The organism is Deinococcus aerius (assembly GCF_002897375.1).
Lineage (GTDB): Bacteria > Deinococcota > Deinococci > Deinococcales > Deinococcaceae > Deinococcus > Deinococcus aerius.
Window position 1 is genome coordinate 171,363 of record NZ_BFAG01000011.1, and the last position, 20,229, is coordinate 191,591.

23 protein-coding genes are annotated in these 20,229 nt (G+C 68.5%); 13 read left to right on the top strand and 10 right to left on the bottom strand.

Annotated features, from left to right (window positions below; all coding sequences use genetic code 11):
* Positions 1-20: 20 nt before the first annotated feature.
* The 4 genes from DAERI_RS15400 to DAERI_RS15415 are packed head-to-tail and all read right to left on the bottom strand — an operon-like array spanning position 21 to position 3,333.
* Positions 21-599: a hypothetical protein gene (locus tag DAERI_RS15400; RefSeq protein WP_103130316.1), complete on the bottom strand. Its 579-nt coding sequence runs from the start codon at positions 597-599 to the stop codon at positions 21-23.
* Positions 596-1,318, bottom strand: a complete 723-nt coding sequence (locus tag DAERI_RS15405; protein ID WP_103130317.1) for an ankyrin repeat domain-containing protein — start codon at positions 1,316-1,318, stop codon at positions 596-598. The genes DAERI_RS15400 and DAERI_RS15405 overlap by 4 nt, the downstream gene beginning before the upstream one ends.
* An 8-nt stretch (positions 1,319-1,326) precedes the next feature.
* Complete coding sequence (locus DAERI_RS15410; protein WP_103130318.1) at positions 1,327-2,157, bottom strand: helix-turn-helix transcriptional regulator; 831 nt, start codon at positions 2,155-2,157, stop codon at positions 1,327-1,329.
* Positions 2,158-2,160: 3 nt separating this feature from the next.
* Positions 2,161-3,333 carry an acetyl-CoA C-acetyltransferase gene (locus DAERI_RS15415; protein WP_103130319.1) on the bottom strand — a complete coding sequence of 391 codons (1,173 nt, stop codon included), beginning with the start codon at positions 3,331-3,333 and terminating at the stop codon, positions 2,161-2,163.
* Positions 3,334-3,415: 82 nt separating this feature from the next.
* Between DAERI_RS15415 and DAERI_RS15420 the strand changes: the two genes are divergently transcribed.
* Together DAERI_RS15420 and DAERI_RS15425 are read left to right on the top strand one after the other, a co-directional pair.
* Positions 3,416-3,862: an acyl-CoA thioesterase gene (locus tag DAERI_RS15420; RefSeq protein ID WP_103130320.1), complete on the top strand. Its 447-nt coding sequence runs from the start codon at positions 3,416-3,418 to the stop codon at positions 3,860-3,862.
* A 75-nt stretch (positions 3,863-3,937) separates the two neighbouring features.
* The gene (locus DAERI_RS15425) at positions 3,938-4,531 is read left to right on the top strand and encodes a DoxX family protein (RefSeq protein WP_103130321.1); all 594 of its coding nucleotides are present in this window, start codon (positions 3,938-3,940) and stop codon (positions 4,529-4,531) included.
* Positions 4,532-4,558: 27 nt separating this feature from the next.
* Here the strand turns inward: DAERI_RS15425 and DAERI_RS15430 are convergent, their stop codons facing one another.
* The 4 genes from DAERI_RS15430 to dcd form a co-directional block, all read right to left on the bottom strand.
* On the bottom strand, positions 4,559-5,071 hold the full coding sequence (locus tag DAERI_RS15430) for a DoxX family protein (RefSeq protein ID WP_439952258.1): 513 nt from the start codon (positions 5,069-5,071) through the stop codon (positions 4,559-4,561).
* Positions 5,046-5,267 carry a hypothetical protein gene (locus DAERI_RS15435; RefSeq protein WP_103130323.1) on the bottom strand — a complete coding sequence of 74 codons (222 nt, stop codon included), beginning with the start codon at positions 5,265-5,267 and terminating at the stop codon, positions 5,046-5,048. The genes DAERI_RS15430 and DAERI_RS15435 overlap by 26 nt, the downstream gene beginning before the upstream one ends.
* Positions 5,268-5,338: 71 nt before the next feature.
* Entirely contained in the window at positions 5,339-5,833 is a 495-nt protein-coding gene (locus DAERI_RS15440) for a GNAT family N-acetyltransferase (protein WP_235610418.1), read from the bottom strand.
* Positions 5,830-6,393, bottom strand: coding sequence for a dCTP deaminase (gene dcd, locus DAERI_RS15445; RefSeq protein ID WP_103130324.1), 564 nt, complete (start codon positions 6,391-6,393; stop codon positions 5,830-5,832). Before dcd ends, DAERI_RS15440 begins: the two co-directional genes overlap by 4 nt.
* Positions 6,394-6,430: 37 nt before the next feature.
* Between dcd and DAERI_RS15450 the strand changes: the two genes are divergently transcribed.
* On the top strand, positions 6,431-7,180 hold the full coding sequence (locus DAERI_RS15450) for a metallophosphoesterase family protein (protein WP_103130351.1): 750 nt from the start codon (positions 6,431-6,433) through the stop codon (positions 7,178-7,180).
* A 22-nt stretch (positions 7,181-7,202) separates the two neighbouring features.
* Positions 7,203-8,279, top strand: a complete 1,077-nt coding sequence (locus tag DAERI_RS15455) for a hypothetical protein (protein ID WP_235610419.1) — start codon at positions 7,203-7,205, stop codon at positions 8,277-8,279.
* A 50-nt stretch (positions 8,280-8,329) separates the two neighbouring features.
* On the opposite strand, the gene wrbA is transcribed toward DAERI_RS15455, so the two are convergent.
* On the bottom strand, positions 8,330-8,938 hold the full coding sequence (gene wrbA / locus DAERI_RS15460) for an NAD(P)H:quinone oxidoreductase (RefSeq protein WP_103130325.1): 609 nt from the start codon (positions 8,936-8,938) through the stop codon (positions 8,330-8,332).
* Positions 8,939-9,111: 173 nt separating this feature from the next.
* Here wrbA and DAERI_RS15465 point away from each other — a divergent pair, with 173 nt between their 5' ends.
* From DAERI_RS15465 to DAERI_RS15475, 3 genes are all read left to right on the top strand, one after another.
* On the top strand, positions 9,112-9,555 hold the full coding sequence (locus DAERI_RS15465; protein ID WP_201262772.1) for an SHOCT domain-containing protein: 444 nt from the start codon (positions 9,112-9,114) through the stop codon (positions 9,553-9,555).
* A 70-nt stretch (positions 9,556-9,625) separates the two neighbouring features.
* Positions 9,626-10,297 carry a response regulator gene (locus DAERI_RS15470; protein WP_103130326.1) on the top strand — a complete coding sequence of 224 codons (672 nt, stop codon included), beginning with the start codon at positions 9,626-9,628 and terminating at the stop codon, positions 10,295-10,297.
* Positions 10,297-11,466 (top strand): sensor histidine kinase, encoded by a 1,170-nt coding sequence (locus tag DAERI_RS15475; protein ID WP_103130327.1) that lies wholly within the window; start codon positions 10,297-10,299, stop codon positions 11,464-11,466. The genes DAERI_RS15470 and DAERI_RS15475 overlap by 1 nt, the downstream gene beginning before the upstream one ends.
* Positions 11,467-12,640: 1,174 nt before the next feature.
* Here the strand turns inward: DAERI_RS15475 and glpX are convergent.
* Positions 12,641-13,651 carry a class II fructose-bisphosphatase gene (gene glpX, locus DAERI_RS15480; RefSeq protein ID WP_103130328.1) on the bottom strand — a complete coding sequence of 337 codons (1,011 nt, stop codon included), beginning with the start codon at positions 13,649-13,651 and terminating at the stop codon, positions 12,641-12,643.
* 290 nt (positions 13,652-13,941) lie between these two features.
* On the opposite strand from glpX, the gene pgm reads away from it, so the two are divergent.
* From pgm to DAERI_RS15510, 6 genes are all read left to right on the top strand, one after another.
* Positions 13,942-15,585: a phosphoglucomutase (alpha-D-glucose-1,6-bisphosphate-dependent) gene (gene pgm / locus DAERI_RS15485; protein ID WP_103130329.1), complete on the top strand. Its 1,644-nt coding sequence runs from the start codon at positions 13,942-13,944 to the stop codon at positions 15,583-15,585.
* On the top strand, positions 15,582-16,043 hold the full coding sequence (locus DAERI_RS15490) for a hypothetical protein (protein ID WP_103130330.1): 462 nt from the start codon (positions 15,582-15,584) through the stop codon (positions 16,041-16,043). The genes pgm and DAERI_RS15490 overlap by 4 nt, the downstream gene beginning before the upstream one ends.
* 239 nt (positions 16,044-16,282) lie before the next feature.
* Entirely contained in the window at positions 16,283-16,687 is a 405-nt protein-coding gene (rpsL, locus tag DAERI_RS15495) for a 30S ribosomal protein S12 (RefSeq protein WP_026332367.1), read from the top strand.
* 117 nt (positions 16,688-16,804) lie between these two features.
* Positions 16,805-17,275, top strand: a complete 471-nt coding sequence (rpsG, locus tag DAERI_RS15500; protein ID WP_103130331.1) for a 30S ribosomal protein S7 — start codon at positions 16,805-16,807, stop codon at positions 17,273-17,275.
* Between the two features lie 123 nt (positions 17,276-17,398).
* Positions 17,399-19,492, top strand: a complete 2,094-nt coding sequence (gene fusA, locus DAERI_RS15505) for an elongation factor G (protein WP_103130332.1) — start codon at positions 17,399-17,401, stop codon at positions 19,490-19,492.
* Between the two features lie 101 nt (positions 19,493-19,593).
* Entirely contained in the window at positions 19,594-20,022 is a 429-nt protein-coding gene (locus DAERI_RS15510) for a hypothetical protein (RefSeq protein WP_103130333.1), read from the top strand.
* Positions 20,023-20,229: the final 207 nt, after the last annotated feature.

The window sequence follows — 20,229 nt, forward strand, 5'->3', positions numbered from 1 at the left end:
CTCTCGTGCGTCTGGATTGTCTACAGCCGGTCGTGGTTGTCGGCCTCGCCCGAGACCTCGTTTTTAAGTTCGGGGCGAGTGCCGGGGGGCAGGTCGCCGGGTTGCTCGCTGACGTGGGGGGTGACCTTCTCGCTGGGGGGGACGTAGCCGGGGTTCTGGTCCACTCCGGGGCGCAGGCCCACCCCTGCCTCGCCCGCCGCCAGGCTGGTGCTCTCGGTCCCCAGCCCGCCCGCCACGGTGATGCCGCTGCCGAGCGTGGTGTCCTGCACGCCGATGCCCGCCACCGTCTCGGCGCCCGCGAACTCGGGGGTCTGGGCGGCGTGCTCCATCGCCGCCGGGTCGCGGGTGGCGAGACGGTCGAACTGGCCGGTGACCTCCCGGGGGTCCTGCGCCTGGACCGACTCATACTTGCCCTGGTCGGCGCTCCCCGTGCGGTCTTCCGCGTGCGTGGTCGTGTAGTGTTCCTCGTGAACGTCCTTGGGGTCGGGCATCTGGTAGCCCGTCTTGTAGTCGGGCGTGCGTGTCAGCTCGTTGATCTGTGTCCCGTCCGCAGGCGCGTTGTCGGGGCGGCCGTCTCGATCATTGCGAGAGTCGTTCATGCTCCAGTCTCCCGCGTGGGGGAGGGCGGCGCATTCCGGGTTCCTTCAGCGTCATGGGTCGTCCCGCTCAGAATCGCCAGCACGGCCGCGTGGCCCTCCTCCCGGGCGAGGTCCGCCGCGGCCCGCCCGTCCCCGGTGGTCGCCGCCGGGTCCGCCCCCGCCGAGAGCAGCGCCTCCACCAGCGCCCCGTTCCCGTTCTGCGCCGCGCTCATTAGCGGGGTGAAGCCGCCGTGCTGGGCCGCGTTCACGTCCGCCCCCGCCGCCAGCAGCCGCAGGGCCAGGGCCGTGTGGTTGCCCGCAGCGGCGGAGTGGAGGGGTTGGACCTGCATGGCGTTCGTGCTGGGCCGGTTCACGTCGGCCCCGCGGGCGAGGAGTTCGGCGGCGACCTCCTCCCGCCCGAAGAAGGCGGCCAGGCCCAGCGGGCTGAACCCGTCCGGGCTGGTGGCGTTCACGAGGTCGGGCTGCGCGTTCAGGTGAGCCAGCAGGGGCGTGAGTTCCCCCGTGGCTGCGGCCCCGAACACGCTGAGCGGCGCTCCCGCCCCGATCAGGAAACGCATGATCTCCGGGCGCCCGTAGTACGTGGCGAACAGGACCGGGGAGAGGCCCGTGGGGCTGACGGCCCCCAGCAATCCCGGCTGGGCCGAGATCAGGAGGCGCACGCCCTCCAGGTTGTTCGCGTGAATAGCGGCGAAAAGATCGTTGGGGGCGTCGTTGGTCATGCCCCATCCTAGTGGCGCCGTCCGTCCCCGACTTCTCCGATCCTGCGCGCCCAGCCCGGGGTTTGGCCGTGCCAGCGGGCGTAGGCCGCCGTGAAGGTCGTCACGCTCGCGTAGCCGACCCGCCAGGTGACTTCCGCCACGGGTAGGCCCAGGCCCTCCTCTTCCAGCAACCGGCGCGCCTCGGCCATGCGGCGGCGGGTGACGGTGGTGAGGGGCGTCTCCCCGAAGAGCCGGGCGTAGCCGCGGGCCAGGTGGGCCGGGCTCAGGCCGCTCGCCCGCGCCGCGTCCCCCAGCCCCACCGGGCCGAGGGCGAGGGCGTCGAGCGTATCCCGCGCCCGGAAGAGCCGCCGCGCGAGTTCGGCCCGCCTCGCGGGGGAAAGGGCTGGAAGCCCGTCCGCCGCCCGCCACGCCTCCCGGTCCTCGCCCACCAGCAGGTCGAGCAGCCGCAGGGCCAGGGTGTCGAGCGCGAGGGGGTCCAGCGTGCGGGCCTCGTGCCGGGTCCGCAGCGTCCCCAGCAGCGCCCAAATGGGAGGCGGCGGGGTCAGCGTCCGTTCCAGAAAGCGCAGGTGAGCCCCCGCGTCCTCGGCCAGCGGGGCGAGGGTCAGGACGCCCGGGTTCAGGAAAATGCAGAAGGACCGCGTGCCGGGCTCGACTTCCACCCGGTAGGAGGTGCCTTCATTCAGGAGCAGCGCTCGCTCGCCGCCGACGCGGTGCCGGGCCTGGCCCGTCCAGTAATGGGCCGTGCCGCGCATCGTCTTCAGCGACAGTGCCCCGAACGCCGACTCGCCCGCGTACCCGAACGATTCCTCGTTCAGCAGGCGGGCGAGCGGCGCCGTCATGACCTACCGGGCGCGAATGACCATGGCGATGCCCATGCCGCCCCCGATGCACAGGCTGGCAACCCCCGTCTCCTTGCCGCTTCTCCGCAGGGCGTGGACCAGCGTGACGAGGACGCGGGCGCCGCTCGCGCCGATGGGGTGACCCAGCGCAATCGCCCCGCCCGTCACGTTGACCTGCGCGGGGTCCACCCCCAGGTCCCGCACCACGGCGAGGCTCTGGGCAGCAAAGGCCTCGTTCAGCTCGAAGAGGTCCACGTCCGCTACCTTCATCCCGGCCCGCTCCAGCGCGACCGGAACGGCCTTTGCCGGGCCGATCCCCATGATGCGCGGGTCCACCCCGATGGCCGCGTAACTCGTGATCTCGGCCAGGATGGGGAGGCCGTTCGCCCTGGCGTATTCCTCGGTGCTGACGGCCAGCATCGCCGCGCCGTCGTTCAGGCCGCTCGCGTTCCCGGCGGTCACGGTGCCCTCCTTCTTGAAGGCGGGCTTGAGTTTCGCCAGGGCTTCCGGGGTCGTCCCGGGCCGCACGTGCTCGTCCCGCTCGAAGAGGGTCGGTCCCTTCTTGCCCGGCACCTCCACGGGCACGACCTCGTCCACGAAGGCGCCGGAGTCGATGGCCGCCGCCGCCCGGCGCTGGCTCTCCACCGCGAAGGCGTCCTGCTCCTCCCGCGACAGGTTCCACTGCTCGGCGATGTTCTCGGCGGTGATCCCCATGTGAACGTCGTGGAACACGTCCGTCAGGCCATCCGACAGGATGGAGTCGAGCGCCTGCGCGTGGCCCAGGCGGTAGCCCTGCCGGGCGCGGGGGAGCAGGTAGGGTGCCCGGCTCATGCTCTCGGTGCCCCCCGCCAGGTACAGCTTCCCGTCCCCCGCCCGCAGGCCCTGCACCGCGCTGACGACGGCCTGAAGGCCCGAGCCGCACACCCGGTTCACCGTCTGCCCGGGGACGTGTTGGGGCAGGCCGGATTTGATGGCGATTTGCCGCGCCACGTTCATGCCCTGCCCCGCCTGAAGGACGTTCCCGACAATCACGTCCGCAACCTCCTCAGCATTCACCCCGTCGAGGACCGCTTTCGCCACTGTTACCCCCAGATCGGCGGAACTGACCTCGGCGAGAGAGCCCATGAAGGTTCCAATCGGCGTGCGCCGCGCCGCCGTGATGACCAGAGTTTCCATGCCCGCAATCTAACGCGTGGGTGGGACGGCACCCGCTGCCTGTCCCCGTCCCCGGAACGCGGTGGCCCGGTACCCTTCCCCCATGACCCGCCCCACCCCGGAGCCGCGCGCCGCCTACCCCTACCACCACCCCATGCCGACCCGCTGGGCGGACAACGACGTGTACGGGCACGTCAACAACGTCACCTACTACGCCTATTTCGACACGGCGGTGAACGCCTCTCTCGCCTCTCAGGGTGCGCTGGACGTACAGGCGGGGGCAGTGATCGGCCTGGTGGTGGAGACGGGCTGCGCGTTCTTCGCCCCCGCCGCCTTTCCCGACCTGCTCAGCGTGGGTGTGCGGGTGGCTCACCTGGGCCGCAGCAGCGTGCGTTACGAACTCGCCGTCTTCCGGGAGGGGGAGGAGAGGGCCTGTGCCCAGGGCCACTTCGTTCACGTGTACGTGGACCGGGGGACGCGCCGACCAGTGCCGCTGCCGGATGCGTTGAGAACGGTGCTGGAGGTCCTGCGCCCCGCCGCCGGGAGGTAATGGGCTGGTAACGACCCCCTGCGATGCTTGCCCTGGAGGATCACCCCACCCGCTCCCCTCCAGAGGAGACCGACCATGACCGCCCAGGCCAACCCTCCCCGCGTCCTGATCGAACCCCGCGTCTCACGCTTCCTGTTTGCCGATACCCGGCTGGCCCCCCTGTGGACCCTGCTCCGCATCTACGTGGGCTGGCAGTGGCTCGAGGCCGGGTGGCACAAGGTCACCGACCCCGCCTGGGTCGGCGGGCAGGCCGGAACCGCCGTCACTGGCTTCCTGCGCGGCGCATTGGCGAAGACGGGGGGCGAGCGACCGTCGGTGTCCGGCTGGTACGGCTGGTTCATCGAGAACGTCGCGCTGCCTAACGCCACCCTCTTCTCCTACCTGGTGACGTTCGGTGAGCTCGCCGTCGGCACCGCCCTGATCCTGGGCCTGCTGACCGGCATCGCGGCCTTTTTCGGCGGCCTGATGAACGCCAATTTCCTGCTGGCGGGCACCCTCTCCAGCAACCCCCTGCTGTTCATCCTGGCGACCTGGCTGGTCCTCGCGTGGCGGGTGGCGGGCTGGTGGGGCCTGGACCGCTGGGTGCTGCCGCGCCTGGGGGTGTTCAGCGCCCCCAGCCCCGAGGCCGGAACGCCGGGCGCCCGCCCAGAGTCACATTCCCTCCGCTAATCTCACCGGGGAGCGCCACCCACCGACTCACGGCCCGGGTGGCGCCCTCCCGTGGGTCTGGACGCGCCGCCGTCCCGCCCGCCACACCGCCCACATCAGCAGCGGCTGAAGCGGCAGCCGCGCCCACAGGCCCCACGCGGGCAGAGGCTCGAAGCGTTCGGCCTGCTGCGCCATGTAGACGTTGGCCGGAAAGACGGCGACCAGCAACGCGAGCAGGCCCAGCCGGGCAGCGGGTCGGGTGGCGGGATGGAGCAGACCCAGCCCCCCCGCAAGTTCCGCCGCGCCGCTGAGCAGCGTCGCCGTTCGCGCCGCCAGGGGCAGACCCGGCGGCACAATTCGGTCGAACGGCTCTGGGCTCACGAAATGCAGGACGCCAGCCCCGATGAACAGGGCGGCCAGCAGCAGCACGCCGGGGGTGGGCCGGTGAAGCTCCTCGTTCGCCAGGGGTTCGGCTGGCAGGTGGCGCGACGAGAGGGCCGGACCTGATGCCCGCCCCTCCTCGCGGGTGGCCTGCTCAGCCCTGGTTGGAGGCGGGGACACTGCGGGCCTCCTCCACGTCCCCGGACTCCTTGAGCCCGTCGTGCTCGGTGTTGCGGGCGGCGTTCGCCTCGCGGTCGTTCACCCCCCCCAAGGAGGGCTTGCCGCCCTTCTCGCGCTCGTGGACCTCCTGCCCGCTACGTTCGTACTCGCCGGGCTGGCTGGTGTGGCCGCTGTTCTTGTCGTCTTTGTCTGGCATATCGGCAGCTTCCCACGAGGTGGCCCCGGCAGGGCGAGAGGAAGCCCAGCGGGCGTTAAGGGACTGCCCTGTCAGGGGGAAACGTAGACGTGGACGCGGGGAACGCTCCCGTCCGGTTCGAGCCAATCGCCGTCCACCGTGGCGACGCGCCGCCAGCCCTCACCCTCATACAGGCGGACGGCGGACAGGTTCCGGTGGTGAACGTCGAGGATGGCGCGTTTGCCCAGGGCCTCTGCGCCCGCCCAGGCGGTGCGGAACAGCTCACGTCCTAAACCCTGGCCGCGTCCTGCCGGGGCGACAAACAGCCGCGAGAGGATCAGGACCTCCGGGGCCGGAAGACCCGTGGCCCTCACCCAGCCGGGCACGGGGTCGAAGACCGGGCGCAGGACGACCTGCCCCATGGCCTCATTCTGAAGCTCGGCCACCCACTCGCCCACGGTCCCGGGCGGGGCCAGGAACGCCCGGGGGTCGTCAGGCCAGGTCGTGGGGTAGCCGTCCGTCTCGTGAACCTGCCGCATCGCCCGTTCCAGCGCGGGGAGGTCCGCCCCGGTGCGCGGGCGGATCACAGGCGCGGGAGGGTCACGCCCGTCTGCTTCTGGTATTTCCCTCCGCGGTCGCCATAGGTCACCTCAGGCCGCTCGCCCTCGAAAAAGAGGAGCTGCACGCAGCCCTCGAAGGCGTACATCTTGGCTGGGAGGGGCGTGGTGTTGCTGAATTCGAGGGTCACGTGGCCCTCCCAGCCGGGCTCCAGCGGGGTCACGTTGGCGACGATGCCCACGCGCGCATACGTGCTTTTTCCCAGCGCCACCACCATGACGTTCTCGGGAATCCGCAGGTACTCGACGCTGCGGGCCAGCACGAAGGAGTTGGGCGGAATGATGATCTCGGGCGCCTGGATGTCGATAAACGCGCGCTCGTCGAAGGCCTTGGGGTCCACGATGGTGTTGCCGTGCGCGTTCGTGAACACCTTCCACTCGTCGGCGCAGCGCAGGTCGTAGCCGAAGGAACTCAGGCCGTAGCTGATGACGTGCCCGTTCTCGGCGGTGCGGACGAGGCGGTCCTCGAAGGGGTCGATCATGCCCGCTTGGGCGAGTTCACGGATGCGCCAGTCCGGGAGGATGCTCATGGGCCGCATGCTAGCGGGCGTGGGGTAGCCTGTGCCCGTGAGGGTGGCGGTGATCAGCGACGTGCACGGCAATGCCTTCGCGCTGGAGGCGGTGCTGCGCGAGATGCGTGAGGCCGCCCCCGACCTGACGGTGAATCTGGGCGATCAGGTCGAGGGTTCAGCCGACCCCGCGCGGGCGGCGGCGCTGCAACTCGATCTGGCGCGTGCGGGGGCACTGGAGGTGCGCGGCAACAACGAGGAGAAGCTGTGGCCAGGCGGTCGGCGCTCCCCCCTCAGCCGCGAGTACGGCGCGTGGCTGGAGGCGCACGTGGACGCGGCGCTGCTGGCGCGTCTCGCCGCCCTGCCCCTGACCACCCGCGCGCTGGACGGGAACCTCTTCGCCTGCCACGGCACCCCGGAGAGCGCCTGGGACAGCCTGCTGTGGGTCTGGCAGCCGGAAGGAGAGGGGAGGGGGTTTTACCGTGCCCGCGATCCCCGGGAACTCTGCGCGCTGGTCGAGCCGCTGGGAGCAGAGGTCGTGCTGTGCGGGCATACCCACCGTCCCGGCGCGACCCGGGTGGGCGACACGTTCGTCGTGAACGCGGGCGCCGTGAGCGATCAGGTGGACGGTGATCCCCGCGCCCGCTGGACCCTGCTGACTCGGGAACGGGGCGGCTGGTCGGTCGAGTTTCGCGCCGTGCCGTACGACATCGAGGCGGCGGTGCAGTGGTCGGAGGCCCACACCCCCTTCGGCCTCGGTGAGGGGGAGTTGTTGCGCTCCGGCACCTTCGAGCGCCGGGGGAGTTAGGGCATGGGTGTACGCTGCCCCCATGCGCGTGGCAGCGGTGATGGTGGCGTTGGCACTGGGGACTTCGGCAGCCGCGGCGGGATGCGGGGGCAGCGAAGGCCCGCCCACCTGGGTCAAGCCGGGGGTCTACCGGGGAACGGTGGGCACCCAGGCCGTCAATCTCGCCATTCGGAAGGAGGGAACGGACCTCACCGGGGCGTACTTCTACGAGCGCCGGAAGGTCGATCTCCCCCTCACGCTCGGGCGGCGGGGCGAGACGCTGGTGGCACAGGAGGAGGTCTGGTCGGGACCGGAGGCGGGGCTCAAAGTGACGGGTTGCCTGACGCTCGCCCCAAATGGAGCAGGACTGAAAGGGCAGTGGCGTCGACCGGACGGCGGACAACCTCTGCCCGTCACCCTCGCGCCGCTGGAGGTCACGCGCCTGCCCCTCAACCTCCCCGACTCGCCGGGCCTGCGGAAACTCCGAACCTCGGACCCGCTCGCCTTCCTGAAGCTGAATCGCCCCTGGGTTCCGTCGCCGGACAGGACGAGCATCCGGGAACCCCTGACCGGCTTGACCTACCCGCGTGTCCCCGGCGGAAGTGCGGCCCTGAACGCCGCCCTGCAAGACCGCCAGCTCCTCCACGCCGCGTACGCGCTGGGCTGCCGCTCGCAGCTTGGTGACGCGCCCGCCGGGGGCGACGGGTACACGCTCACGGCCCGGGTCACCTTTCGCCGCCCCCAGCTCCTCAGCGTGACCGAGAATGCCGGGTACTACTGCGGAGGCGCCCACCCCGAGGCCTTCGACGTGGGGCTGATTCTGGACCGCGCCAGTGGTCGGGAAGTGCCCGTCACGGCGATCTGGCCGGGCCTGACGGCTCCCCGCCTGAACAGCCTGTACCTCGCCCGGGTGAAGGCAGAGGCGGACTGCCGTGAGGCCCTGACGGACCGCGCCCCGACGTTCACGGCGAACCTCACCCCGGCAGGCCTGGCCGTCACACCCACGGGGTTACCCCACGTGGTCTTCGCCTGCGCGCAGACAATCATTCTGCCGTATGCCTCTCTGCGGGCTTGGGCTGACCCGAAAGGCCCGTACTTCCGCGACCTCTACTCGCGCTGAGGCAAGACAAACGCGCCCCAGGTCTCCCCGGAGCGCGCCGGAAGCCGACTTCAGCCCTTGAGCTGGCGGGTGATCTCGACCTGGCGGCGGGCCTGGTGGCGGATGGCCGCCTTGATCTCCTCGCTCAGCGGCTCCCCGTTGGCCGTGACGCTGACGCCGTAGGGGTTTCCGCCCGCCGCGAAGACCGCCGGGTCGGTATAGCCGGGTGTCACGATGATCGCGCCCCAGTGCATCGCCATGACGTACAGCGTCTGGAGGGTCGTCTCCTGCCCGCCGTGGGCGTTTTGCGCGCTGGTCATGGCGCTGAAGGTCTTGTTGGCGAGGACGCCCGACGCCCACAGGCCGCCCAGGGTGTCGATATACGCCCGGAGCTGGCTCGTCGCGCCGCCCCAGCGGGTGGGGGAGCTGATCATGATGGCGTCCACGTTCTCCAGGTCGGCTGGGGTCGCCTCCGGGATATGCGCCGTGCGCTCCTGCTGGGCCTTCCAGGCGTCCTGGCTGTTGACGACCTCCTGCGGGGCCGTCTCACGCGCCTTGACGACGCGAACCTCCGCCCCGGCTTCCCGCGCGGCTTCGGCAGCGACCTCGGCCATCTGGTGGTTCGTGCCGTAGGTCGAGTAGTACACGATGGTCATGCGGACTGGGGCAGGATTCGTCATGGCCCCAGGCTACGCTTTACCCCTAAGTTATTCAACATTAAGTAGTTTTAAGGGACTCCATGCCGTTCACATGGGATTCACGGAGCCTCCCCGCGCCCTTCACGCGGGCAGTTCTACCCTGGGCACAGGTGAGGGAAATCTGTTCCCCGCCCCGAAAGGAGCAGTGCTTTGGTATGGATGTGATCATCAACAACGCGACCCCCGGGGCCACCCTTCAGATGGTGCCGCAGCAGTACGTGCCCGCGCCGGGCCTGGGGTCTTCGGCGCCGTACGGCTACGGTCCCGGCTACCGCCACGATGGGGGTTTCCCCGGGTTTTTCCTCGTCCTGCTGATCGCCGGGGCGGTGGTGTTCCTGCGTCGTCGCGGGGCCTGGCGGCGCTGGGCCGGGGCGGGAGGCCCGGCGGGGGGCCACCTGGGCGACGAGGTCCGCGACACCTTCCGGCGTGGGCGGTCGCGTTTCCTGAACGACCACGCGCTCGACATTGCCCGCGAGCGGTACGCGCGGGGCGAGATCAACGCCGACGAGTACGAGACCCTGCGGCGGACGCTGAGCGGTGAGGAGGGCGGAGCGCCGCGTCCTCCGGCCGGGGGCGACGAGGGGACGCTCAAGCTCTGAGGCTCTTCCGGGGTGGCCTGCCTGCCCCATCTGGGGGGCGGCCCCGAACCGGCGAGAATGGCAGCAGCCCATGACCACCATCCTGATCGTCGAGGACGAGGCGCGGCTCGCGGAGATTCTGGAGGGGTACCTGCGCCGCGAGGGCTTTCACACCGAGCGGGCGGCGAACGGTCCCCGGGCGCTGGAGCTGTGGCGCGCCGCCCGTCCCGCCCTGATGCTGCTCGACCTGATGCTGCCCGGTCTGGACGGTCTGGAGGTCGCCCGCCGCGTCCGGGCCGAGTCCGACCTCCCCATCATCATGCTCACCGCCCGCGACGAGGAGGTGGACCGGCTGGTAGGCCTGGGCATCGGCGCCGACGACTACGTGGTCAAGCCCTACAGCCCCCGGGAGGTCGTGGCGCGCGTGAAGGCCGTGCTGCGCCGGGCGGGGGGTGGGGTTGGCCTGCCCACCGTTCGGCACGCGGGGCCGCTCACCGTGGACATGGCGAGCTACGAGGCGTACCTGGCGGGCGAGCCGCTGGACCTCACCGTGGCCGAGGTTCGCCTGCTCGCCCTGCTGGCCCGCGAGCCGGGGGTGGTGCGGACGCGGGCGGAACTGCTCGCCGCGCTGGGCAGCCTGGACCGCGGCACCGACGAGCGCACGGTGGACGCCCACGTCAAGAACCTGCGGCGCAAGTTCAGCCCGCACGACGCGCTGCTCGACACCGTGCGCGGGGTCGGCTACCGTCTGAAGGTCCCCTGATGTGGACCTGGAGACACCGGGCATGGGGAGCCCGCCGTCGGCGCCGGGGCCTGCGCGCCCGCCTGACCCGGATGTTCGCCCTGGTGGCTGTCCTGGCAGTGGTGCTCACGACCGTCCTGACGGTGGGCGCCACGTTCCGCGTTCTCGCCCAGTTCAACCCGGAGGTGGGGACGGGCGCCACCTGGGACGCGGCGGCCTGGCAGCAGGTGGCGAGCGGGGCGGGGCGCTCCATCGTCCGCAGCGCCGTGCAGGCCGCCTTCCTGAGTGCGCTCCTCGCCATCTTCGTCGCGGGGTTCGTCACCCGGCAGCTCACCCGCCCCCTTGCGCGGCTCGCCGACGGGGCCGAGCGGCTGCGGGCGGGGGACCGCCGCGTGCAACTCCCCATTCCCCCCCGTCAGGACGAGTTGCGAGACCTGACCGCCACCTTCAACGACCTCACCCTCAGCCTCGCGCGGCAGGAGGCGTGGCGGCGCGGGCTGGTGGCGGACATCGCCCACGACCTGCGAACGCCCCTGGCCGTCCTGCGCTCGGAGATCGAGGCCATGCAGGACGGGGTGCAGCCGCTGGACGGGGCCGCCCTCACCCGGCTGCACGGCGAGGTGCTGCTCCTCGCGCGGCTGGTGACCGACCTGCGGACCCTGTCCCTGGCCGAGAGCGGGGTACTCAGCCTGGAGCCCCGCCCGTTGGATGGGGGGGAAGCCCTGCGGGGGCTCGCGGAGGCTTACTCCGTCCGGGCGGCGGAGGTGGGGGTGACCCTCTCGGTCCATGCGCCCGCCCCGCTGCCCCTGTATGCCGATCCCGACCGCCTCCGCCAAGCTCTCGGGAACGTCATGGACAACGCCCTGCGCTACGCGGCGCCCGGCCCGGTCGAACTGTCCGCCCGGCAGGATGCGGACGGCACCCATCTCAGCATCCGCGACCACGGCCCCGGCTTCCGCCCGGACGACCTCGCCCGCGCCTTCGAGCGATTCTACCGGGCGGACGCCAGCCGCACCCGAGACCCGCAGGGGCGGGCCAGCAGCGGGCTGGGCCTGGCGATTGCCCGCGCTCTCGTCGAGGCCCAGGGGGGACAGCTTGCCGCCCGCAACCACCCGGGAGGAGGTGCGGAGTTCACGCTAAGGCTGCCGTCCGACGGAGGGAAAATTCAGAGGATCAAAAATGGGAACTAAGGCTGACTTTTCCCCCTCCCCTTGGGTAAGGAAGCTTGGAAGGGTGGTAGTGGTGAGAAAGTTCTGCCACTTGGGTAGAGGGTGAGTGCTTAAGCAATTACGTAGGCTGGCAGCCAGCCTTACCTCGGCCAGAAGGAGAATCACGGCCGCATCACACGTGAGGTGTCAAAATAAAGCATTCCAAAATTTGGGGGATGGATACTGAGTTAATTTTTTCACTCGTAGGCCCCTACTAGGGTTATCCGTCCGTCTTTCGTTGTAGGAACATGGAGAGAAGATGCGGAAACGTCTTTTTGTTATAGTAGCATCAGCGGCCATCATTTCCTCCTGTGGTGAGATTCCAAAGATGGGGACGTACAAATTGATGCACGTATGGATTCAGATTATTCCTATATTCAAAGTATTCAGAAGAAGATTGAAAATGGGGAACTTAAACCATCGTTTACAGTTAGTGACACTGGCATATGTGGTCAGGATATAATCTCCAATAATGGTAGGTATTCCTGTTTGGGCTATAACATCTTAGACGGCATTTATGCTGGCCAAGTCGGTGGCCATGTGTACCTCTCTTGTAATGTAATTATGTCGTATATGAAAATGACGGGGAATATATACACGACTGATTATAAAGTCGTGGGTCGAACTGCGAGTGGCGAGCGCACATCCTTAAATCCTGGCAAACAACTCCTTGTAACTTTAGATACTGTTCCGTATACTCCTGGAAAAACATATTGTGTAACTTCAATTGGCGAGGTAGTTTTCCCGGGAGAAACAACACTTAAAACACAAGCTTCTAGGCTCCCTGACTGCAAGGCACTCTAGTTAGTCTTTTGTATCCGAGTGGATTGTAAAAGCGGGCTCTCCTAATAATGCCTCACCTGCTATAGCGGCGTGAAGCATTTTGCTTATGTGTGCGTGATAGCCAAGTAGATTATCTGTACGTCTAGCTAGGTCATAAAATGTGAAATTAGAAGGGTTTTCAATGGCTTCAATAAGCTCTTCACATGCTTCACGCAGTAATGGCGATATGTCGGAGAGTCTTTGTATCAACTCCATGTCCTGTATTTGGTCACTCCATTCACTCTTAGTCATAAGGTATCTTTCTGTCCATCTTGTCTAGGTGTAGGAGATTGGCTCGTCGATGGTCACCTTGTCAGAGGCAAAGCTGCTCCCCTCAGACCCGGATGGTGACCCGCGCCCCGTCGTCCTCCAGATGAACCGTGTCGATAAAGCGCACGACCCGGCTCGCATACCCCATCACCAGCGTGTGCGTGCGCGCCCCGCCGCCGAAGCGCCTCACGCCGCTCAGCAACTCGCCATACGTAATGCCCGTCGCGCTGAACACGATCTGGCTCCCGGGGGCGAGTTCGTCCGTCTTGTAAATCTTGTGCTCGTCCACGCCCATCGACACGAACCGCTCGCGCATCGCGTCGTCCTCGGCGATGAAGCGGCCCTGAATCTCGGCGCCGAGGCATTTCATCGCCGCTGCCGAGAGCACACCCTCCGGCGCCCCGCCCGAGCCCATCAGCGCGTGGACCCCGGTGCCGCGCACCCCGACCGCGAGGCTCGCCACCACGTCCCCGTCCCCGATCAGCTTCACGCGCGCCCCGGCCTGCCGCACCCGGCGGATCAGGTCCGCGTGCCGCTCGCGGTCGAGGATCGTGACCAGCAGGTCCTCCACGTCCCGCTCCAGGCTCTGCGCGAGGACGCTGAGGTTGGCCTCCACCGGCCAGTCGAGGTTCACCCGTCCGGCGGCGGGGGGCGGCACGACGAGCTTGTCCATGTAGCAGTCGGGCGCGTGCATCAGGCCTCCCCGCTCGGAGAGGGCGATGACGGCCAGGCCATTGGGCAACCCCTTGGCGGTCACGCTCGTCCCCTCCACCGGGTCCACCGCGATGTCCACCTCGTACTGCCCCTGCCCCAGCTCCTCGCCGATGTACAGCATGGGCGCCTCGTCCATCTCGCCCTCGCCGATCACGACCCGGCCACGGATGTCGAGCGAGTTCAGCAACTCACGCATGGCCTCGGTGCCCGCCCCGTCCACCGCGTTCTTGTCGCCCATGCCCACCCAGCGGCTCGCCGCCAGCGCCGCCCCCTCGGTCACCCGCGCCGTCTCCAGCACCAGCGCGTGCTCGAAACTGCCCGTCCTCGCCTGCGTGCCCTGCCCCTTGCCTTTGCCCGTCATGGTTGGACCGTAGCACGACCGGGCGGAAAAGTACGGCTGGGAGCGGTTCCAGCGTGTCACCGCCCCCGGGGCACCCTCAGCGCAGCACGCCCAGCCAGACCAGCAGCAGCCACAGCAGCACCGGGATCGCCAGCGAAAGGGCGATCAGCTTGATCAGCCGCCACCAGTCGTTCAGGAACTCCCGCATGGCGGCAGGGTAGCAGGGGAGGAGAGGCGTCGCCTGCGCCCTGCCTCACTCTGTCTGCGCCCTATTAAGCCCCCTTCCGGGCCGCTCTGCTTAAACTGCCCGCATGACCCTCAGCGACCTCGCAGGCAAGCCCGCCCCGCAGAGCCTCCTGACGAACATCCCCCGCCTGGTCGCCCACTACTACGAGACGCGGCCCGACCCCCGGAACGCGGCGCAGCGGGTGGCCTTCGGCACGAGCGGGCACCGGGGGACCAGCCTCAACGGCACCTTCAACGAGGCCCACATCCTCGCCGTGTCGCAGGCGGTCGCCGAACACCGCGCGGCGGCGGGGATCACCGGGCCGCTGTACATGGGGCTGGACACCCACGCCCTCAGCGAGCCTGCCTGGATCACGGCCCTCCAGGTTCTTGTAGCGAATGGGGTGCGGGTGCGTGCCCAGCCGGGCTTTTTCACGCCCACGCCCCTCGTTAGCCACGCAATCCTGAACCACAACCGGGCGGGGCAGGGCGGGACCGCGGACGGCATCGTCATCACGCCCAGCCACAATCCCCCTCAGGACGGCGGCTTCAAGTACAACCCCCCCTCCGGCGGCCCCGCGGACACCGACGTGACGAGGGCCGTGCAGAACCGGGCGAACGCGATCCTGGAGGGCGGGCTGAGCGAGGTTAAAAGGGTCAGCCTCGACGACGCGATGGCCGCCCTCGATCCCTTCGACTTCATCGGGCCGTACGTCTCCGAACTCGGGGAAGTCGTGGACCTCGATGTCATCCGTCAAAGCGGGGTGCGCCTCGGCGTCGATCCGCTCGGCGGGAGCAGCCTGCCCGTCTGGGAGGCGATCAAGGCGCAGCACGGTCTGAACCTCACCATCGTCAATGAGCAGGTGGACCCCCGCTTCGCCTTCATGACGGTGGACCGCGACGGCAAGATCCGCATGGACTGCTCCAGCCCCTGGGCGATGGCGAGCCTCCTGGCCCTCAAGGGCGACTACGACGTGGCCGTGGGCAACGACCCCGACGCCGACCGCCACGGGATCGTGACCGAAGGCGGTCTGATGAACCCCAACCACTACCTCGCGGTCATGATCGACTACCTCTTCCAGAACCGCCCGGGCTGGAACGCGGACGCGGGGGTGGGCAAGACGCTCGTTTCCAGCGCCCTGATCGACCGTGTGGCGGCGGGAATCGGGCGGCGGCTGGTCGAGGTGCCCGTCGGCTTCAAGTATTTCGTGGAGGGGCTGCTCACGGGCTCCCTCGGTTTTGGCGGCGAGGAGTCGGCGGGCGCGAGCTTCCTGCGGATGAACGGCGCCCCGTGGAGCACGGACAAGGACGGCATCATCCCCGGTCTGCTCGCGGCGGAGATCACCGCCAAGACGGGGCAGACGCCCAGCCAACGCTTCGCCGCCCTCACCGAGCAGTACGGCGCGACGGCCTATGACCGCCAGGACGCCCCCGCCAACAGCGAGCAGAAGAAGGTGCTCGCCAACCTCAGCCCCGATCAGGTCACCGCCTCCACCCTGGCGGGCGACCCCATCACCGCCAAGCTCACCCGCGCGCCCGGCAATGGCGAGCCCATCGGCGGCCTGAAGGTCACGACCGACTCCGCCTGGTTCGCCGCCCGGCCCAGCGGCACCGAGGACGTGTACAAGATCTACGCGGAAAGCTTCAAGGGCGAGGATCACCTGCGGCAGGTCATGGAGGAGGCCCGCGAGGTCGTCGCGGCGGCCTTCAGGGCGGGAGGGGCGGCGTGAACTCGGCCGAAGGTCACACCGTCATCACCCGCGAGGAGATCACGGGCGTCGAGTTCGACTGGTTCGCCACCGACGCCAGCAGCCATATCGCCCAGTTCATGGCAGCGGGCGATCCCGGCGTGCCCGAGGCCGCCCTCGCCTCCGAGGAACTCCTCGAAGCCCTGCACGTCTGGGTTGACACCCGCCCCGAGCGCGAGGAGGCGAACGCGCTGGCCGGGGGCTTCGACGAGCACCTCACCCCGCCGCAACGCAGAGGCGCCTACGTGTACGACCACGTGCCGAACGAGCCAGGGGTGTACCGCCTCGTCGCCGCGCCGCGTACACCCCTGCGGGTGGAGGAACTGCCCGAGCGGTTGCGCGAGTACCTGCGCGGGCTCACCCTGCCCGTTCCCCTCGGCACGAGGCGAATACGGGTTCACGAGGACGGAGGGGCAGATGCCCTGGAGGGCGTGACCTGAACCCTTCCGGGCGTCCTTGCGCTCCCTGCCCGGCTCGCGCTATGCTACTGCGGTTGAAAACTGCCCGGGACCAGGGTTGCCCCAGGGGGTTTTTCGGCACGCCACTCCCGCGCTGATGCTGACAGTCGCCGGACGTGCGTTGATCACCTCGGCTTCACCGCCAACCCGACCCCGCTCCCTGGACTCTTCCATGTGTGGGCGGGCCCCCACGAAACCAGACCAGACTAGGAGTGATGACTCTGCCTACCACCCAGCAACTGCTCCGCAAGGGGCGCGCCACCCTTCAGAAGAAGAGCAAGGTCCCCGCGCTCAAGGGGAGCCCCTTCCGCCGCGGCGTCTGCACGGTCGTCAAGACCACGACGCCCAAGAAGCCCAACTCGGCGCTGCGCAAGATCGCCCGCGTGCGCCTGTCCAGCGGCTTCGAAGTGACCGCGTACATCCCCGGCGAGGGCCACAACCTCCAGGAACACTCCGTCGTGCTGATCCGCGGCGGCCGTGTGAAGGACCTTCCCGGCGTGCGCTACCACATCGTGCGCGGCAGCCTCGACACCCAGGGCGTCAAGGACCGCAACAAGAGCCGTTCCAAGTACGGCACCAAGAAGCCCAAGGCCGGCGCGGCCGCCGCGGGCGCCAAGAAGAAGTAACCCCCGCTAGGCGGCGGGGGAGAGCGTAGGCCCCCGCCGCCCCGTGCGGACAGAGCGGCCACCGCCCACAGAGGTGAGGCCAATGAACCGAGCTAGCTGAGTTTCAAGGAGTAGAGCATGGCACGTCGCCGCAGAGCAGAAGTGCGCCCCATCCAGCCCGACCTCGTCTACCAGGATGTGCTGGTGAGCGCGATGATCAACCGCATCATGATCGACGGCAAGAAGAACCTTGCCAGCCGCATCTTCTACGGGGCCTGCCGCCTGGTGCAGGAGCGCACCGGCCAGGAGCCGCTGAAGGTCTTCCGCCAGGCCTTCGACAACGTCAAGCCCCGCGTCGAGGTCCGCAGCCGCCGTGTGGGCGGCAGCACCTACCAGGTGCCCGTCGAGGTGGGTCCCCGCCGCCAGCAGAGCCTCACGCTGCGCTGGATGATGACCGCCGTGGAGGGCCGCCCCGAGCGCACCGCCATTGAGCGGCTGGCGGGCGAGATCATGGACGCCGCGCAGGGCCGTGGCGGCGCCATCAAGAAGAAGGACGACGTGGAGCGCATGGCGGAAGCCAACCGCGCCTACGCGCACTACCGCTGGTAATCAGCGCCGCTGACAAGAGCGTGACCGGACAGCGGCCTAGACAGCCGACTGTCCCGTTTCGCTGAAAGCCAGGGGTTGACCTTACGGTGACGGGATACGTCGCCGCGGAAAATAGGGAGTCCTATGACCACCAAAGCCCAGAGCTACCTCACCCACTTCCGCAATATCGGGATTGCCGCGCACATCGACGCGGGCAAGACCACGACCACCGAGCGCATCCTGTACTACACCGGGCGCACCCACAACATCGGTGAGGTCCACGACGGCGCCGCCACCATGGACTGGATGGAGCAGGAGCGCGAGCGCGGCATCACGATCACCGCCGCCGCCACGACCGCCCGCTGGAAGCGTTCCGGCACGAACGACGAGTACACCGTCAACATCATCGACACGCCCGGCCACGTGGACTTCACCATCGAGGTGGAGCGGTCCATGCGCGTGCTGGACGGCGCGGTGGCCGTGTTTGACTCCAGCCAGGGCGTCGAGCCGCAGTCCGAGACGGTGTGGCGCCAGGCCGACCGTTACGGGGTGCCCCGCATCGCCTTCGCCAACAAGATGGACAAGACGGGCGCCTCGTTCGAACTCGTGGTGAACGACATCCGCGAGCGCCTGGGCGCCATCCCCGCCCCGATCCAGTACCCCATGGGCCAGGAGAACGAGTTCAAGGGGATCATCGACCTCGTTCGCCAGCGCGCCTACACCTACACCAACGACCTGGGCACCGAGATCCAGGAGCACGACATCCCCGCCGAGTTCGAAGGCAAGGTCGCCGAGATGCGCGCGCAGCTCATCGAGGCCGCTGCCGAGGTCGATGAGGACCTGATGCTGCTGTACCTGGAGGGCGAGGAGCCCTCGCCCGAGCAGCTCGTCGCGGCCCTGCGCAAGGGCACCATCGAGAAGAAGATCTTCCCGGTGCTGTGCGGCTCCGCCCTGAAGAACAAGGGCGTGCAGCTCCTGCTCGACGCGGTGATCGACTACCTCCCCAGCCCGCTGGAAGTCCCCGCCATCCGGGGCACCACTGAGGACGGCGAGACCGTCATCGAGTTCCCCGCCGACCCCGAGGGCAAGCTCGCCGCGCTGGCGTTCAAGATCATGGCCGACCCCTACGTGGGCCGCCTGACCTTCGTGCGCATCTACTCGGGCACCCTGAACTCCGGCTCCTACGTGTACAACGCCTCCAAGGAGAAGCGCGAGCGCGTCGGCCGCCTGCTGAAGATGCACGCCAACAGCCGTGAGGAAGTCACCGAGCTCAAGGCGGGCGAACTCGGCGCCGTGATCGGCCTCAAGGACGCGGGCACCGGCAACACCCTGATCGGCGACGGCGACGAGCGCGTGCTGCTGGAGAGCATCGACGTGCCCGAGCCCGTCATCAAGCTCGCCATCGAGCCCAAGACCAAGGCCGACCAGGAGAAGATGGGCGTGGGCCTGCAGAAGCTCGCCGAGGAAGACCCCACCTTCAAGGTGGAGACCGACCAGGAGAGCGGCCAGACCACCATCGCGGGCATGGGCGAGCTGCACCTGGAAATCCTGGTGGACCGCCTGAAGCGCGAGTACAAGGTGGACGCCAACGTGGGCGCCCCCCAGGTCGCCTACCGCGAGACGATCACCAAGCCCGTCGACGTGGAGGGCAAGTTCGTCCGCCAGTCCGGTGGTCGCGGCCAGTTCGGCCACGTGAAGATCAAGGCCGAGCCGCTGGAGCCCGGTTCGGGCTTCGTGTTCGAGAATGCCGTGGTGGGCGGCACCGTTCCCCGCGAGTACATCGCCCCGGCCCAGAAGGGTATCGAAGAGGCGATGCAGAGCGGCCCCATGCTGGGCTTCCCGGTCGTGGACATGAAGGTGACCGTGTACGACGGCAGCTACCACGAGGTCGACTCCAGCGAAATGGCGTTCAAGATCGCCGGTTCGATGGCCCTCAAGGAGGCCGTGCAGAAGGGCGCCCCCGCGCTGCTGGAGCCCATCATGCGCGTCGAGGTGACGGTCCCCGAGGAGTACATGGGCGACATCATCGGTGACCTGAACAGCCGCCGCGGCCAGATTCAGGGTATGGAGGCCCGCGGCAACGCGCAGATCGTGAAGGCCTTCGTGCCCCTGAGCGAGATGTTCGGCTACGCGACCGACATGCGCTCCATGACCCAGGGCCGCGCCAGCTACTCGATGTTCTTCGACCACTACAGCCAGGTGCCGAACAACCTCGCCCAGCAACTCATGAAGAAGTAAGCCCGAGAGGCTGAGGGAAAAGCCCGCCGAACAGGCGGGTTTTTCCTTTGGTGCGGCGGCGTGAATTAGGAGCGGGTGGTGGGCACGCTACTCTGACCGATATGAGATCGTCTTCCCCCCGAACGAACGCCCCCACGGGACCGAGGCCGCCGCGCCTGGCTTTCCTGACCGTGCCCCTGCTGATCGGGCTGATCTACAACGCCATCTCGCTGCTGACCCTGCCCTTCTCGGGCGACACCCTCAATGCCATCCTGGCGCAGCTTAACGCCGCGACCGGGGAGCCGGTGGCCGCGCTGTCGCAGGAGCAGCTCATGACCGTGCTGTGGGTCTCGTTCTTCCTGACCTGCGGCATCATCCTGCTGCTGTACTCCACCCGGCGGGCGCTTCTGGAGGGGCGGCGCTGGGGCTGGGTGTCGAGCATCGTGATCGCCGTCCTCAGCCTGCTGCTGTTTCCCATCGGGACCGTCCTGGGCCTGATCATGCTCGTTGGTGCCTTTGACCGGGACGTGCAGGCGTATACCCGGCGTTAAGCGGTTGAAGGTGGTCTCGGTGCGAGTCCGGGCCGGGTCTTGCGGCCCGGCCCGTCTTTTAGTATCTTAACAAGTCGGTGCGAGGGCCGTCCCCGGATGGCCGCGCAACGTGCCAGCACGGCGGGACACCGCCCTGGCGGGAATCAACCCAATGTGGGAGCGCCCACCCAAGCCCGATCAAAGGGCTTTTTGGCGTGCCCACCGCTT

Coding starts and splice junctions, on each gene's coding strand:
- DAERI_RS15400 (WP_103130316.1), bottom strand. CDS start 599: ATGAACGACTCTCGCAATGATCGAGACGGCCGCCCCGACAACGCGCCT.
- DAERI_RS15405 (WP_103130317.1), bottom strand. CDS start 1,318: ATGACCAACGACGCCCCCAACGATCTTTTCGCCGCTATTCACGCGAAC.
- DAERI_RS15410 (WP_103130318.1), bottom strand. CDS start 2,157: ATGACGGCGCCGCTCGCCCGCCTGCTGAACGAGGAATCGTTCGGGTAC.
- DAERI_RS15415 (WP_103130319.1), bottom strand. CDS start 3,333: ATGGAAACTCTGGTCATCACGGCGGCGCGGCGCACGCCGATTGGAACC.
- DAERI_RS15420 (WP_103130320.1), top strand. CDS start 3,416: ATGACCCGCCCCACCCCGGAGCCGCGCGCCGCCTACCCCTACCACCAC.
- DAERI_RS15425 (WP_103130321.1), top strand. CDS start 3,938: ATGACCGCCCAGGCCAACCCTCCCCGCGTCCTGATCGAACCCCGCGTC.
- DAERI_RS15435 (WP_103130323.1), bottom strand. CDS start 5,267: ATGCCAGACAAAGACGACAAGAACAGCGGCCACACCAGCCAGCCCGGC.
- dcd (WP_103130324.1), bottom strand. CDS start 6,393: ATGAGCATCCTCCCGGACTGGCGCATCCGTGAACTCGCCCAAGCGGGC.
- DAERI_RS15455 (WP_235610419.1), top strand. CDS start 7,203: ATGCGCGTGGCAGCGGTGATGGTGGCGTTGGCACTGGGGACTTCGGCA.
- wrbA (WP_103130325.1), bottom strand. CDS start 8,938: ATGACGAATCCTGCCCCAGTCCGCATGACCATCGTGTACTACTCGACC.
- DAERI_RS15465 (WP_201262772.1), top strand. CDS start 9,112: ATGGATGTGATCATCAACAACGCGACCCCCGGGGCCACCCTTCAGATG.
- DAERI_RS15470 (WP_103130326.1), top strand. CDS start 9,626: ATGACCACCATCCTGATCGTCGAGGACGAGGCGCGGCTCGCGGAGATT.
- DAERI_RS15475 (WP_103130327.1), top strand. CDS start 10,297: ATGTGGACCTGGAGACACCGGGCATGGGGAGCCCGCCGTCGGCGCCGG.
- glpX (WP_103130328.1), bottom strand. CDS start 13,651: ATGACGGGCAAAGGCAAGGGGCAGGGCACGCAGGCGAGGACGGGCAGT.
- pgm (WP_103130329.1), top strand. CDS start 13,942: ATGACCCTCAGCGACCTCGCAGGCAAGCCCGCCCCGCAGAGCCTCCTG.
- rpsG (WP_103130331.1), top strand. CDS start 16,805: ATGGCACGTCGCCGCAGAGCAGAAGTGCGCCCCATCCAGCCCGACCTC.
- fusA (WP_103130332.1), top strand. CDS start 17,399: ATGACCACCAAAGCCCAGAGCTACCTCACCCACTTCCGCAATATCGGG.
- DAERI_RS15510 (WP_103130333.1), top strand. CDS start 19,594: ATGAGATCGTCTTCCCCCCGAACGAACGCCCCCACGGGACCGAGGCCG.